Source organism: Leisingera coralii, from assembly GCF_049056525.1.
Lineage (GTDB): Bacteria > Pseudomonadota > Alphaproteobacteria > Rhodobacterales > Rhodobacteraceae > Leisingera > Leisingera coralii.
In genome coordinates, this window is sequence record NZ_JBHUPT010000019.1 from 128,908 (window position 1) to 141,486 (window position 12,579).

Sequence of the window (12,579 nt, forward strand, 5' to 3'; positions counted from 1 at the left end):
GCTCCGGAACCTGGAAGGTGCCCATGGCCAGCCCGATCCGCCCCACCGATGACGACGCCCGGAAACTGGCGCAAGGCCTGATGGCGCAGGCGCGCTTTGCCGCGCTGGGCGTGCTGCTGGAGGAGGGCGCACCGCTGGTCACCCGGGTTGCCTTTGCCCTGGACCCGCAGGGCGGCCCGGTCAGCCTGATCTCGGAACTGGCCCAGCACACCCAGGCGCTGCACCGGAACCCTGCCTGCTCGCTGCTGGTGGGGGAGCCGGGCGGCAAGGGCGACCCGCTCACCCATCCCCGGCTCAGCCTGATCTGCCAGGCGGAGTTTCTCAGCCGCCGGAGCCCGGAGCATGAGCCGCTGGCCGCGCATTACCTGCGCAGCCAGCCCAAGGCAAAGCTGTACCTGCAATTTGCCGACTTCGCCTTTGTCCGGTTCCGGGTGACGGCAGCGCATCTGAATGGCGGTTTCGGCAAGGCCTTTCATCTGGGCGCCGCCGATCTGCAGCCGCCGGGCCGGCCCTAGCCGTCCATTCTCAGCAGCACCTGCACCTCGCCCTTGACCGCCTCCTGCCAGCGCAGATGGATCTCGTCCTGGTTCGCGCCCTGCTGGGTATTGCAATAAGGCATGCTGTAGCGGTTGCTGTTGCCGCTTGTCCGGACCGGCCCCAGCGGCACCACGCTGTCGGCAAAACGCGCGTAGCCTTGAAACGGCAGCTTTCCATTTGCCCTGACGGCCCAGGACGAGGACGCCGACGACTGGTTGTGCCGTATCCGCAAGGGGTTGGCGGAATGGGTGCTGACGTTGTGGTACATGTTGCCCTCAAAGACCACGTTGAAGGAGCGGGTGAAATCCAGATCCGAAAAGCTGGTGTCGACCCGCTCGACCCGGTCGATACTGCCATTGAGCGAGCGGAACTTGTTGCCGGTCACGGACAGCCCGTTCAGGTAATGGCCGCTGCCGTAGGGTTTGACCACGATATAGCTGAACCAGGGCGCCACGTTGCCGGACAGGAACACATTGGCGGTCACCGACAGCGCACTGAAGGAAAAGCCGCTGGTGAAGTCCGGCGTCGGGTCCCGCTCGTTGGTCCACTCGATGAAGCAATTGTCGATGTAATTGTCCGACACGGTTGAGGTGCAGTTGTTGGACGTCAGCACCAGCCCCGCCGTGCGCACGCCATTCGCCACGCTGTCGCCCTGGAAGAAGTGGTTGCCGGTCACCGTGTTGTAGCTGCCCGACAGAATGGCAAAATGGCGGAACCTGGTGGCCCGGTTGCCGCGCAGCTTGGCGTCGTTGGCGTTCACGTTCAGGCCGATGCTGACCCGGTCTTCCACGTCCAGTGCATCCTCATCCGACAGGAACTGGCAATTGTCGACCAGCATGCCCTGGCAGCCGGTTCCGATCGAGGTGATGCCGCGGTCCTTGGGGCGGGAGATGAAGCAGCTGTCGATAGCAAACACCGAGCCGGAGGGCGCCAGGCGCAGGGCGCTGCAGCGGCCGTTGCACTGCAATTCGATGTCCTGCACCCCGATTTTGCTGAGCGAGCTGAAGCCGCTGAAGTCCACCAGGTACTTGAAATCGCGGAAGGTGAAAGTCTGGGTACCCTCGGCATCATAAAGCGCGGCGCTGAGGGTCAGCTCGCCGGCGCCGGTGTTCTTGGATCTCACATAGACCTCGCGGCCGGCCCCGGCGCCCTCGACCAATGAGCCGACCTTGATGTTGGCGATATTGGCGACATTGGTCAGCTTCTTGGACTCCGAAGCGCTGTAGGTCGCCTGCGAGGTTACCACACCGGTGTCCCAGGCGGCGCTGCTGGCGGCTTCCAGCTGGCCGTTGCGGATGATCCGGCGGGTGGCGTAGGAGGTCTTGTTCGGCACTGCCGCCTGCATGTCGATTGGCGCGGTGACGGTGATCTTGCGGCCCATCAGGTCCAGCGATTCATGATCCGCATTGTTGAGCAGCGCCTGAAACGCCTTCTTGAAGCCCAGTTCCTCATCGCCAAAGGCCGCCGCATAGGAGGGAAAATCGAAGTTCTTTGTCAGCAGCAGCATCTGATTGGCGGGCATCGACACGGTGCCTTCGAAAACCGCTTCATTATTCAGCGAGACGGTGCTGCCAAGGTAGAACTCACCTGCGGGCACCAGCACCCGCCGCCCGTCCGCCGCCGCATCGGCGGCCTCGAAAGCCGTGGTGCAATCAGTGCTGCCATCGCCGACCGCGCCATAATCGGTCACGTCCACCAGGCTCAGCATATCGCGCAGGAAGGCGCTGGTGATGTCGGTGATCTCGATGTCGTCGATCCGCACGACACCGCCATTGACCCCGGTCAGATCCAGTCCGAAGTGGCCATAAGCCGCGGTGCGGCCCCAGGGCATGTCCACCCCGCCGCGGCTGCCGCTGCCGACAATGCCGGTGACCTCGACCACCTCGCCATAGGTGGTCAGCGCAACCTGCGGGGCGGCTTCGGTGACCCCGTTGATATGGCTGCCGCCGCTTGCCGCGGCCCAGCCCGCTATCCGCACTGACGGCAGCGCACCGCTGACCGCCTTGATGCGCGCCTTGATCTGCAAATAGCAGCCCGGCTCCAGCGGCGTCTGGCCCATGAAGCGCAGTTTCTGGGTGTTTTCGGTTTTCTGCAGCTCCAGGCAGCCGCCGAAATCCGCATCCGCGGCCACAAAAACGGCGTTGGCAGCACCGTCATAGGTGTCGGACCCGGGGGTGCCGTCGCCGCTGGACCAGACGTTCAGCCCGTCTGCAAATGCAGGCGGCATCAGCGCCAGCCCTTCGGTGATTACCTTGTTCATGGGAGTACCCTTTCCTGCTGCGCATGTCGCGTTCGGGGAACAGGGTGTAGTCTTGCGGCGTTAACATTGCCCGAGAGGGGCGTACGCTGCCACCGGCTCAGCTGCTTTCCGCCTCGCCTGTCAGAAGGTGCACTGCATTGATTTTCCAGTCACTTCCGGCTTTAACCATTTGGTAATCCAGCAAGTGCACGCGGCCTTGCGCGTCGGTGATCATCACCCGCTGCCACAGGCTGCCCGCCACCTCGCGCAGGTCCAGATAGCGCACTTCGGCCGGGCGCCAGACCATCGGGTAGCCCTGCCGCACCATCTGGCCGAACCGTTCCGGCGTGCCGAAAATTCTGCGGATCGAAGGGGAGGCATAGGTGAAGGCGGTTTCCGCATCCTCGCGGAGGAAGGCCGAGATCTGATCGCCGATCACCTTGGTGACCGGCGCCTTCTGAGCTGCGGCCGGGAGGGCCAGAAGAAAAACACTTACCCCCGCAAAAAGAACACCGCGCATCTGTTCCCCCCGGCTCGCCAGACTCCAGTTAGGGTGAAGTGACGTTGCGTCAAAAACTTTTTTTGCCGGGCGGGGCGCCTGACCCGAAGGGTCCGGGGCAGGGCATGAAAAAGGGGCGCGGAACCCGCACCCCTTCAGTGTCCTTTTTGCGGCGGCTTATGCCAGCTCGCCTGCCAGTGCCTTTTCGATCAGGGCGATGGTGTCCTCGACGCCGTACAGCGCAATGAAGCCGCCGAAACGCGGGCCTTGCGAGGCACCCAGCAGCACCTCGTAGATGGCCGAGAACCAGGCGCGCAGCGGCTCAAACCCGTGGATCTTGCCGATGGCAAAGACCACCGACTGCAGGAATTCCTCATCCGCGAAATCCGCCTCGGGCAGCGGATCGTCGTTGCCGGCGAACTCGTTCTTCTTGGCGATCGCGGCCAGTGCCGCTTCCGGCGACTTCAGCGCGTCCGCCAGATCCTGCAGCGCCGCGCGCTCCTGATCGGTGGGCAGGCGGAATTCCTTGGCCGGTTTCACGAAGTCGTTGAAGTAACGCACCGCAAAGCCCGCGGCCTGATCCATGCCCGGATGGGTCTCCGGCGTTGCGTTGGGGGCGTATTTGTTGATGAAGCCCCACATGGTTTCCTTGTCCTCGGCGCTGGAAGCGGAGGCGAGGTTCAAGAGCATCGAGAACGGCACCACCATGTCCGACTGCGGCACGTCACCGCCGTGGATGTGCCACACCGGGTTGTTCAGCTGCGCCTTCAGGTCCTGCCCGTGGTAGGCGCGCAGCTGCTGGTGGTATTCATCCACCGCCTTGGGGATCACATCGAAATGCATCCGCTTGGCGGTCTTGGGCTTCTGGTACATGAAGTAGGCCAGCGACTCTGTCGAGGCATAGGTCAGCCATTCGTCGATCGAGACGCCGTTGCCGGAGGATTTGGAGATCTTCTGGCCGTTTTCATCGAGGAAAAGTTCATAGGTGAAATGCTCCGGCGCACGCTGGCCCAGCACCCGGCAGATGCCGTCATAGATCGGCGTGTTGGTGGAGTGGTCCTTGCCGTACATCTCGAAATCGACTTCCAGCGCCGCCCAGCGGGCGCCGAAATCGGGCTTCCACTGCAGCTTCACGTTGCCGCCGGTCACCGGCAGGGTCCATTCCTTGCCGTCCTCGTCGTCGAAGGTGACCGTGTAGGTTTCGGCGCAGACCTTCTTCATCGGCACGTACAGAACGCGGCCGGTTTCCGGGTGGATCGGCAGGAAGATCGAATAGGTCTGGCGGCGCTCCTCGCGCAGGGACTTCAGCATGATTGCCATGATGTCGTCGTATTTCTCGACGGCGCGCTTCAGGATCTCGTCGAACTGGCCGGACTGGTAGAATTCGGTGGCAGAGTAGAACTCATACTCGAACCCGAAGGTGTCCAGGAACCGGCGCAGCATGGCGTTGTTGTGGTGGCCAAAGCTCTCGTGCGTGCCAAACGGGTCCGGCACCGAGGTCAGCGGCTTCTGCAGGTGTTCCGCCAGCGCCTCCTGGTTGGGGACGTTGCCGGGGACCTTGCGCATCCCGTCGAGGTCGTCGGAGAAGCAGATCAGCCGCGTCGGGATGTCCGAGATGGTCTCGAACGCCTTCTTGATCATGGTGGTGCGGGCGACCTCGCCGAAAGTGCCGATGTGCGGCAGGCCCGACGGGCCATAGCCGGTTTCAAAGAGGACATAGCCCTTTTCCGGCGCGCCCTTGGCATAACGTTTGAGAACCCGGCGGGCTTCTTCAAACGGCCAGGCTTTGCTCTTCAGAGCTTCTTCGCGCACATCAGACATCATGTTCTCCATCGGCGGCGGTTGCGTCAGTTTTCGGGGTGCCGCGTGATCTGTCCGGATACCCTATGCATCCGGCCATTCCCTCTATTGTGCCGATGCAGCATGAGTCAATAATGCCAGCCCTGCCGGAGCCGGGATTTGCGGCGTTGCGCCGCGCAAAAAACAGCGTCCGGGCACAGCCTGTTGTTGAACCTCCCCGCGGGCGTACCTATCCTGTGCAGGTCAGTATTGCGCAAATAAGGATTTCGTCCATGAGTGAGCAAACCCCGCATCCGATGACCCCGCAGGACTGCCTTGTGGCCCTGATGGTGGCGGTCTCGGCCTCGGACGAAAACATCCGCACCGCGGAGCTGGTCAAGATCCAGTCGGCGGTGAACATGCTGCCGGTGTTTGCCGATTACGACATCGACCGGGTGAGCCGGGTGTCCCGCACCGTGTTCGACCTGTTCGAGCAGGAGGACGGTCTGGAGGCGCTGTTCGGCCTGATCCGCGGCGACCTGCCGGAGCGGCTGTTTGAAACCGCCTATGCGCTGGCTTGCGATGTGGCCGCCGCCGATGGCATCCTGGGCGAGACCGAGCTCGAGTTCCTGGCAGAGGTCCGGTACGAGCTGAACATCGACCGGCTGCACGCCGCCGCGATCGAACGCGGCGCGCGCGCCCGTCACATGGTCTGACCGCCGGCCGCGGCCTGAAAAAGAACGGCTTTGCCCGGGGCAGGGGCCCGGGCAACACTATCGCTCAGCTGTAGGCGCCGGCTGAATAGGTGAGCTCATAGCTGTGGCTGTAGAGCTCGAAGATGATCCCGAACGGGTCCTCCACATAGACCATGCGGTAAGGCTTCTCGCCGGGGAAATACTCCCGCACCGGCATCCGCTGCTTACCGCCGGCCGCGACGATCTTTTCCAGAAGCCCTTCGACGTCCGGGTCCTGAACGGCAAAGTGAAAGGTGCCGTGCTTGCGGTACTGAAAGTTGTCCTCTGGCGCTTCGTTGCCGTCAAACTCGAACAGTTCGATGCCGATGCCATCCGCGGTGGACAGATGCGCAATGCGCAAGCGGTTCCATCCGGGGCCGAACACATCGGTGCACATCTGCCCGATGGCGCTGCCGTCCTCGATAACTTCGCTGGGCTGCATCAGCACGTAGAACCCCATGACGTCCGCATAGAACTTCACGGCCGCCTCAAGGTCCGGCACCGACAGGCCGATGTGGGAGAAAGTTCTGGGTGTGGTGGGCATTTCTGGTCTCCTCATGCTTGGGATGGATGATAGGTAGACACGCACCCGCCCCTTGTGAAATTATCATTTTGTATGGAAATGATAATGAAACGGCATGATTGATGCTGAACGCCACCTGGCTCGAAACCTTCACGACACTGGCTGAAACCGGGCACTTCACGCGCGCGGCTCAGCGTCTGAACATGACCCAGCCGGGCGTCTCGCAGCACCTGCGCAAGCTTGAGGCCCAGCTGGGCCAGAAGCTGATCGCGCAGGACGGCAAGAGTTTTTCGCTGACCCCGGCGGGGGAGGCGGTGCGGGCGCTGGGGCAGGCCCGGCGGGACGAGGAGCGGCGCTTGAGGGAGGCCATCGCCACCGACAGCCCGGATGCCGGAGAGGTGCGGATTGCATGCTCCGGCAGCTTTGCGACGCTGCTCTACCCCCGCATTCTGGTGGTGCTGGAGGCCGCGCCGGACCTCACGGTGCATCTGGAGGCGGCCCCGCAAGCCGCCATCAAACGCGGCCTCCTGGGCGGCGATTTCGACCTCGGCATTCTGGACCACGACCCGGGCCACCCCCGGCTCGAGGCGGAGCACTTGGGGGAGGAGGAGCTCTGCCTTGTGCTGCCAAGCCGCGATGCGGGCGCAGAGGTGACGTTCGAGGCTCTGGAAGCACGCGGCCTTGTCGCCCATCCGGACGGCTTCGCCTACGCGGATGAGCTGCTGTCACTGAATTTCCCGGATGCGTATCAGGGCGCTGACCGGCTGCGCGTGCGGACCTATGTCAACCAGATCGGGCAGATCCTGAACCCGGTCGCGCGCGGCATCGGCTATACGCTGCTGCCGCGCAGCGGGGTCGAGGCCTATGCCCGGCGCGACATGCTGGCGGTGATCCCGCTGCCCAAGCCGCGGCGTCACGGGCTGTGGCTCACCTTCCGCAAGGGCCGCCCGCTGAGCGCCAGGCTCCGGCGCATCCGCCGCCTGGCGCAAGAGGTTGCGGCGGAGGTGGCGGGCTTCTCCCGCACCGGCTAAAGCTTTCCGGAGCCCTCACGCTCCGGCATGCGCCGCCCTGAGCTGGGACAGACTCCGCTTTTGCAGTCCCTGGTCATCGAAATTTCCGGGGTCGAGCCATTCGGCATAGGCCGCCTCCAGCCGCGGCCAGTCACCGTCCAGCACCGCATACCAAGCGGTGTCGCGGTTGCGGCCCTTGTAGACGACGGCCTGGCGGAACAGCCCCTCATAGGTGAAGCCCAGCCGCTCTGCCGCCCGGCAGGAGGGGGCGTTCAGGGCGTCGCATTTCCATTCGTAGCGGCGGTAGCCCAGATTGTTGAACACCCGCGCCATCATCAGGAACATCGCCTCTGTCGCGGCAGGCGTCTGCTGCAGCGACGGAGCATAGGTGATGCCGCCGACCTCAATCACCCCGTGCTCCGGCTTGATCCGCATGTAGCTGGCGATGCCTTCGGCCCTGCCGCTGGCGCCGTTGACGATTGCGAAATACGGCTGCGCGTCGACGCCGCTGGCACCCTGGACCCAGGTGCGAAGCTCCTGTTCCGTGCCGAAGGGGGCCCAGGGGATGTAGGTCCAGATTGCGCCGCTCTTGTCCTGGCTGAAGGCGGCAAACAGATCCGCAGTGTGGCGCGCGTCGTCCAGCGGCTCCACCCGGCAGTAGCGGCCCGTCATGCCGGTGTGGCCGGGAAGGCGCGCGCCCTGCCAATCCGGCAGCGGGGCGCCGATGGGCTGGCCGTGTTCATTGATGAGATCCGTCATAAGGGCCTCCTTTGCAAAGCCGTTCCGCGGTGTCCCTGCACCGCGGCCTTGCCCGGATCTGCCATGCCGCTGGTCTGGGCGGAACGTCCAGTCCCGGACAATTGACCCAGACCAATCCGGCGGGCCCGCAGCGGCGTTCAGCTGCCGTAAACGGCGCCCCAGCGCTCGATCAGCTGCTGCTGCAGCTGCTTGGCACGCCGGTTCCAGCCGCGGGCGCCCTTGGGCCGTTCGCGGTGCGCGCGGGGAATGCGGGCGCGCGTCTTCAGGTCCGCGGTGAAGATGGTGAAGGCCAGCTCGGTCCCGTCCGCAGCGGTCATGAAGCCGCCGAGGCCCGAAACAAAGTTCAGCGTGCCGGTCTTGGCAGCGACCTTGATCGGGTGGCCCTTGACCGGGCGGCCCTTGGCGTCGCGCATCTGGAACGCTTTCAGAAGCGGTTTCAGCTGGCCGCCCTTATAGGCCGCCACCAGCGCGCCGGTGAGATCCGCCGGGGTCATCCGGGAGTCTTCGCCCAGACCGGAGTGATCCACCAGCCGGGTGCCGGACATGCCGTATTTCTCCGCCGCCCAGCGGCTCATCTCGGCGGCAGAGGCCAGGAGCGAGGCCGGCCGCCCGGCGCGTGCGGCGGTGGCGGCCATGCCGATCATCTCGGCCATCAGGTTGTTGGAGTATTTCAGCGTCGCCTTCAGCATCACCTCCATCGGCGGGCTGTGATGCTGTGCCAGCAGCTGGGCCTGCGGCAGCGATTTGGCGGCTATTGCCTTGGGCAGGACAATGCCGTTGGACCGCGCCAGGGTGCGGAACACATCGCCCGCATAGGCGCCCGGGTTGCGCACCGGCAGCCAGCGGGCGCCGCCCTTGCCCAAGGCCTTGCTGGCAACGGTCCACTGGTCGGTTCCGGCCTTCTCGGCATAGGTGTAGACCGGCACCGCGCGGGAGGCGATCGTCATCTTCGAGGTGGCGACCTCGGGGCGGTATTTCTCGGTGCGGGCATCCATGGTGACGGCCCAGCCGCTGGAGGCACGCTTCCACTCGAAATGCACCCGGTTGAAATTCAGCGCAATGCCGGACACCGCAGGCGAATAGCCCACATGGTCAGGCTGCTCCGGGTCGATGCTGCGCACCTCGGGCAGCGCGCCGTCCCAGACCAGGAACTTGCCCCGCACCTCGCGCACGCCGGCGTTTTTCATCGCCTTGGCCAGCAGCGCCAGGTGATCGGTGTTCAGCATAGGATCGCCGCCGCCGGCCAGGATCAGGTCGCCATTGACCACGCCGCCCGCGACGCCGCCGGTGGCAAGGACGCGGGTTTCGAACCGGTGATCCGCCCCCAGCACATCCAGCGCGTAAAGCGCTGTCAGCGCCTTGGCGACGCTGGCGGGCGGCAGCGCCTCGCCGCCGCCGGAGGCTTCCAGCAGCTCGCCGGATTTCACATCCGCCACCGCGCAGACCGCATGGCCCGGCAGCTTGGCCCGCAACAGCAGCGCCCTGAGCCCGTCGGACCCGGACGCCAGAGAGCTGACCTGACGCGCAACAGGGCGCAGGGAAACCGCAGGCGCATTGGCCAGTGCAGAAGAGCCCGCCAATGCGGCAAGCCCGGAAAGAAGGAATGTCCGGCGTGAAGTCATCTTGATCTTTTTTAAGGTGAGGACCCGTTCTTCTTCAATCCCCGATGCCGGCTGATCCGCCGCAAGGTCCGGGGTTTTGCCCGCTGGCAAGTCCTGCTACCGCTGGCAGCCATGTTTCAGGCAGTCATCCTCATGTTTGCGGCCATGTCAATGATCCCCGCAGGCGACTTGTGCGGGAAGCTGCTGACCGGCAGCGGGCTGGCGACGCCGGCCTTTGTCGCCTGGTCTCGGTTTTCGATCGGCACCGCGCTGATCCTGCCCTTTGTGCCGCGCCGGGCGTTTACGCTGCTGGGCGATTGGCGGCTGTGGCTGCGGGCCGGGCTGCTGACCGGCGGCATCTTCTCGATCCAGCTGGCGCTGATGACCGAGCCGCTGGCCAATGTCTTTGCCGCTTTCTTCATCGGCCCGGTGGTCAGCTACGTGCTGTCGGTGCTGCTGTTGCGCGAGCAGGCGACGGTGCTGCGCAGCCTGCTGATGGCCGTGGGCTTCATCGGCGTGCTGATGGTGGTGCGGCCGGGCCTTGGCGGCTCGGTCAACTTGCTGTGGGCGGTGCTGGCGGGCTGTTTCTATGGCGGGTTCCTGACCAGCTCGCGCTGGCTGGCGCATGTCGGCACGCCGCTGGAGCTGAGCCTGACCCAGCTGCTGCTGTCGGCCCTCCTGATGCTGCCTCTGGGCGTTGCCAGCCTGCCGGAGTTCTCGCCCTCCACTGCGGCGCTGACGGTGGGGAGTGCTGCGTTTTCGATGACGGGCAATCTCTTGCTGCTGTTCGCCTATGGCCGGGTGCAGGCGGTGAAGCTGGCGCCGATGGTCTATTTCCAGCTGGTGGCCGCGGTCGGCCTGGGCTGGGCGGTGTTCAGCCAGCTGCCGGATACCTGGACCTGGGCAGGGCTTGCGGTGGTCCTGAGCGCCGGGCTGGCCTCAGCCATGCTCCGCCGCTGACCATTCGCCGCGGGCGCGGATTTCGGTGGAGCTGACATCCACCATCGGCACATTGACAAAGCACCAGGCGGGGGCGGTGGCCCGCGCCAGCAGGTGGCTTTCGCAGCCCTTCAGCATGGCGTGGCGGTAGATCCGTGCGGCAGGCGAAAACCGCGCCGAGATCCGGTCATTCGGCCGCGCCAGCACCCCCACCGGTACGGTGTCCAGGATCTGCTGCCAGTCCTTCCAGCGATGGAAATGGGTGAGGTTGTCCGCCCCCATCAGCCAGACAAAGCGCACGCCCGGATGACGGCGGCGCAGGTGGCGCAGGGTCTGGGCGGTATAGCGGGTGCCGAGGTCCGCCTCGATGCCGCTGACATGGATCCGCGGGTGCTGGATCAGGCCGCGGCTGGCGCTGATCCGCCGCTCCAGCGCTGCGGGCTGGCGCGCTTTCAGCGGGTTGCCTGGGGAGACCAGCCAGAACAGGTGATCCAGCCCGAAGCGTTTCAGCGCCGCATGGGAAATCGCCGCATGGCCGCGGTGCGGCGGGTCAAAGGACCCTCCCAGCAGCCCGACGCTCTGGCCCGGGCGGATATGCGGCAGCTTGCAAACCATGAAGAGCTTGATGCGCATAGTTTTCCGGGGAGTTCAATTGCCGGTCTGCCGCCAGGCGTGTTCCGCGCGAGGCTGATTGCCTGAATCCGCCCGGCGTAGTAAAATTTTCTTGCGCGGGCGGTTTGGCCAGCGCGCTGTATTTGATTGCGAGTTTACCATGGTTACCAAACTTTCCGCCTCGGTCGGGCGCAAGGGCAAGAACCTGCCCGAAGATGTCAAAGCCGTGCAGCAGCTGCTGAATGCCTTTGCGGCAAACGCCGGTTTCAAGAAACTCAAGGTCGATGGCACCCCGACGCCGGTGCTGGAAAAGACGATCGGCCAGTTCCAGCAGGAGATCTGCGGCTTCAAGCCAGATTTCCGCATCGATCCCGGCAAGAACACGATCAAGAAGCTGAACGCGGGCCCGGCCAAGGCCAAGGCGGAGCAGAAGGCCAAGGAAAAGCAGGACGAAAAGGCCAAGGAGGAGGCCAAGGCCCAGGCGGTGAAGGCCGCCAAGGATGCGGTGATGAAGGAGGCCAAGTCCAAATCGCTCGACCAGAGCGGCTGGGCCGCGCTGCTGAGCGAGATCGAGGATTATGCCACCTCGCTTTATGACAGCTATTTTGCCAAGGGCGAGAAGAAGGGCGAGGACCCGGCAAAAGCCGCCAAGCAGGCCGCGGAGAAGGTCGCTAAGGACGCCAAGAAGAAGGCGGCAGAGAATGTCATCAAGACCATCGACACCGGCGGGTTGTGCAAGCCGGGGCGGCTGACCGGCAAGACCCAAGGGGTGCAGAAGAAGATCCTGGATGTGCTGTTCGAGGTGTCCTCATACTATGGCGAGACCATCCATGTGGTTTCCGGCCTGCGCGACAAGAAAGGCCAGGCCAGCGCCATGTACAACGGCTGGAACAGCCACCTGAAGCGCGGCAAGATTTATTCCTACCTGCGCAGCCACGAGGATTTCCGGGTCGAGCTGGACGGGTTTGTCCAGTCGGGGGACAAGAAGGGGTTCATCGCCTGCATGTTCAAGAAGGCCGAGTGGAAATACATCTCGCGCCATTTGTCGGGACAGGCGGTGGATGTGACCACGCGGACGGATCAGAAGATCATCGATGCGCTGGCCACCTGCCTGCGCTACCTGGCGGAGCGCAACAGCGAAGGCATCAAGTGCCACCATTTCGACAACCGCAAACTGATCTACCCGGTGCCGGACAGCGTGAAGAAGAAGTGGAAGCTGTGAGGGGTTGGCGGATGCGGCTGTGTGGTTGGCCGGGTTTGGATGCGGGGTGTAAATGAAAAGGGGTTTCGCTGCGAAACCTATTTGTTTAACAGTGCGTTAATCTTTGTTTTTGAGCTTCTTTTGTG

At 64.3% G+C, this 12,579-nt stretch carries 12 protein-coding genes; 5 read left to right on the top strand and 7 right to left on the bottom strand.

Annotation, left to right across the window (positions count from 1 at the left end; genetic code table 11):
* The first annotated feature begins 23 nt into the window (after positions 1 to 23).
* The gene (locus ACFMBG_RS08470) at positions 24 to 515 is read left to right on the top strand and encodes a HugZ family pyridoxamine 5'-phosphate oxidase (RefSeq protein WP_421054272.1); all 492 of its coding nucleotides are present in this window, start codon (positions 24 to 26) and stop codon (positions 513 to 515) included.
* On the opposite strand, the gene ACFMBG_RS08475 is transcribed toward ACFMBG_RS08470, so the two are convergent.
* The 3 genes from ACFMBG_RS08475 to ACFMBG_RS08485 form a co-directional block, all read right to left on the bottom strand.
* On the bottom strand, positions 512 to 2,797 hold the full coding sequence (locus ACFMBG_RS08475; RefSeq protein WP_421054273.1) for a right-handed parallel beta-helix repeat-containing protein: 2,286 nt from the start codon (positions 2,795 to 2,797) through the stop codon (positions 512 to 514). The genes ACFMBG_RS08470 and ACFMBG_RS08475 overlap by 4 nt on opposite strands.
* A gap of 97 nt (positions 2,798 to 2,894) precedes the next feature.
* The gene (locus tag ACFMBG_RS08480; RefSeq protein ID WP_421054274.1) at positions 2,895 to 3,296 is read right to left on the bottom strand and encodes a DUF4864 domain-containing protein; all 402 of its coding nucleotides are present in this window, start codon (positions 3,294 to 3,296) and stop codon (positions 2,895 to 2,897) included.
* A 156-nt stretch (positions 3,297 to 3,452) separates the two neighbouring features.
* Positions 3,453 to 5,096, bottom strand: coding sequence for a lysine--tRNA ligase (locus tag ACFMBG_RS08485; protein WP_421054275.1), 1,644 nt, complete (start codon positions 5,094 to 5,096; stop codon positions 3,453 to 3,455).
* A gap of 251 nt (positions 5,097 to 5,347) precedes the next feature.
* On the opposite strand from ACFMBG_RS08485, the gene ACFMBG_RS08490 reads away from it, so the two are divergent.
* Positions 5,348 to 5,770, top strand: a complete 423-nt coding sequence (locus ACFMBG_RS08490; RefSeq protein ID WP_264212485.1) for a tellurite resistance TerB family protein — start codon at positions 5,348 to 5,350, stop codon at positions 5,768 to 5,770.
* 64 nt (positions 5,771 to 5,834) lie between these two features.
* On the opposite strand, the gene ACFMBG_RS08495 is transcribed toward ACFMBG_RS08490, so the two are convergent.
* Positions 5,835 to 6,332: a lactoylglutathione lyase family protein gene (locus ACFMBG_RS08495; RefSeq protein ID WP_421054276.1), complete on the bottom strand. Its 498-nt coding sequence runs from the start codon at positions 6,330 to 6,332 to the stop codon at positions 5,835 to 5,837.
* Positions 6,333 to 6,433: 101 nt separating this feature from the next.
* Between ACFMBG_RS08495 and ACFMBG_RS08500 the strand changes: the two genes are divergently transcribed.
* Positions 6,434 to 7,342, top strand: a complete 909-nt coding sequence (locus ACFMBG_RS08500; protein WP_421054277.1) for a LysR family transcriptional regulator — start codon at positions 6,434 to 6,436, stop codon at positions 7,340 to 7,342.
* Positions 7,343 to 7,357: 15 nt separating this feature from the next.
* Here the strand turns inward: ACFMBG_RS08500 and ACFMBG_RS08505 are convergent, their stop codons facing one another.
* The gene (locus ACFMBG_RS08505; protein ID WP_421054278.1) at positions 7,358 to 8,080 is read right to left on the bottom strand and encodes a GNAT family N-acetyltransferase; all 723 of its coding nucleotides are present in this window, start codon (positions 8,078 to 8,080) and stop codon (positions 7,358 to 7,360) included.
* A 137-nt stretch (positions 8,081 to 8,217) separates the two neighbouring features.
* A complete protein-coding gene (gene dacB / locus ACFMBG_RS08510) occupies positions 8,218 to 9,702 on the bottom strand; it encodes a D-alanyl-D-alanine carboxypeptidase/D-alanyl-D-alanine endopeptidase (protein WP_421054279.1) in 1,485 nt (494 codons plus the stop codon).
* A gap of 111 nt (positions 9,703 to 9,813) precedes the next feature.
* Between dacB and ACFMBG_RS08515 the strand changes: the two genes are divergently transcribed.
* On the top strand, positions 9,814 to 10,641 hold the full coding sequence (locus tag ACFMBG_RS08515; RefSeq protein ID WP_421054280.1) for a DMT family transporter: 828 nt from the start codon (positions 9,814 to 9,816) through the stop codon (positions 10,639 to 10,641).
* Here the strand turns inward: ACFMBG_RS08515 and ACFMBG_RS08520 are convergent.
* Positions 10,621 to 11,253, bottom strand: a complete 633-nt coding sequence (locus ACFMBG_RS08520) for a nicotinate-nucleotide adenylyltransferase (protein WP_421054281.1) — start codon at positions 11,251 to 11,253, stop codon at positions 10,621 to 10,623. The genes ACFMBG_RS08515 and ACFMBG_RS08520 overlap by 21 nt on opposite strands.
* A 139-nt stretch (positions 11,254 to 11,392) precedes the next feature.
* Here ACFMBG_RS08520 and ACFMBG_RS08525 point away from each other — a divergent pair, with 139 nt between their 5' ends.
* A complete protein-coding gene (locus tag ACFMBG_RS08525; RefSeq protein WP_421054282.1) occupies positions 11,393 to 12,454 on the top strand; it encodes a peptidoglycan-binding domain-containing protein in 1,062 nt (353 codons plus the stop codon).
* The last annotated feature ends 125 nt before the right edge of the window (positions 12,455 to 12,579 follow it).

Excerpts from the sequence above, each read along its gene's own strand:
- ACFMBG_RS08485 (WP_421054275.1), bottom strand. The coding sequence starts at position 5,096 with ATGTCTGATGTGCGCGAAGAAGCTCTGAAGAGCAAAGCCTGGCCGTTT.
- ACFMBG_RS08525 (WP_421054282.1), top strand. The coding sequence starts at position 11,393 with ATGGTTACCAAACTTTCCGCCTCGGTCGGGCGCAAGGGCAAGAACCTG.
- ACFMBG_RS08515 (WP_421054280.1), top strand. The coding sequence starts at position 9,814 with ATGTTTCAGGCAGTCATCCTCATGTTTGCGGCCATGTCAATGATCCCC.
- ACFMBG_RS08495 (WP_421054276.1), bottom strand. The coding sequence starts at position 6,332 with ATGCCCACCACACCCAGAACTTTCTCCCACATCGGCCTGTCGGTGCCG.
- dacB (WP_421054279.1), bottom strand. The coding sequence starts at position 9,702 with ATGACTTCACGCCGGACATTCCTTCTTTCCGGGCTTGCCGCATTGGCG.
- ACFMBG_RS08505 (WP_421054278.1), bottom strand. The coding sequence starts at position 8,080 with ATGACGGATCTCATCAATGAACACGGCCAGCCCATCGGCGCCCCGCTG.
- ACFMBG_RS08490 (WP_264212485.1), top strand. The coding sequence starts at position 5,348 with ATGAGTGAGCAAACCCCGCATCCGATGACCCCGCAGGACTGCCTTGTG.
- ACFMBG_RS08475 (WP_421054273.1), bottom strand. The coding sequence starts at position 2,797 with ATGAACAAGGTAATCACCGAAGGGCTGGCGCTGATGCCGCCTGCATTT.
- ACFMBG_RS08520 (WP_421054281.1), bottom strand. The coding sequence starts at position 11,253 with ATGCGCATCAAGCTCTTCATGGTTTGCAAGCTGCCGCATATCCGCCCG.
- ACFMBG_RS08480 (WP_421054274.1), bottom strand. The coding sequence starts at position 3,296 with ATGCGCGGTGTTCTTTTTGCGGGGGTAAGTGTTTTTCTTCTGGCCCTC.
- ACFMBG_RS08500 (WP_421054277.1), top strand. The coding sequence starts at position 6,434 with ATGCTGAACGCCACCTGGCTCGAAACCTTCACGACACTGGCTGAAACC.
- ACFMBG_RS08470 (WP_421054272.1), top strand. The coding sequence starts at position 24 with ATGGCCAGCCCGATCCGCCCCACCGATGACGACGCCCGGAAACTGGCG.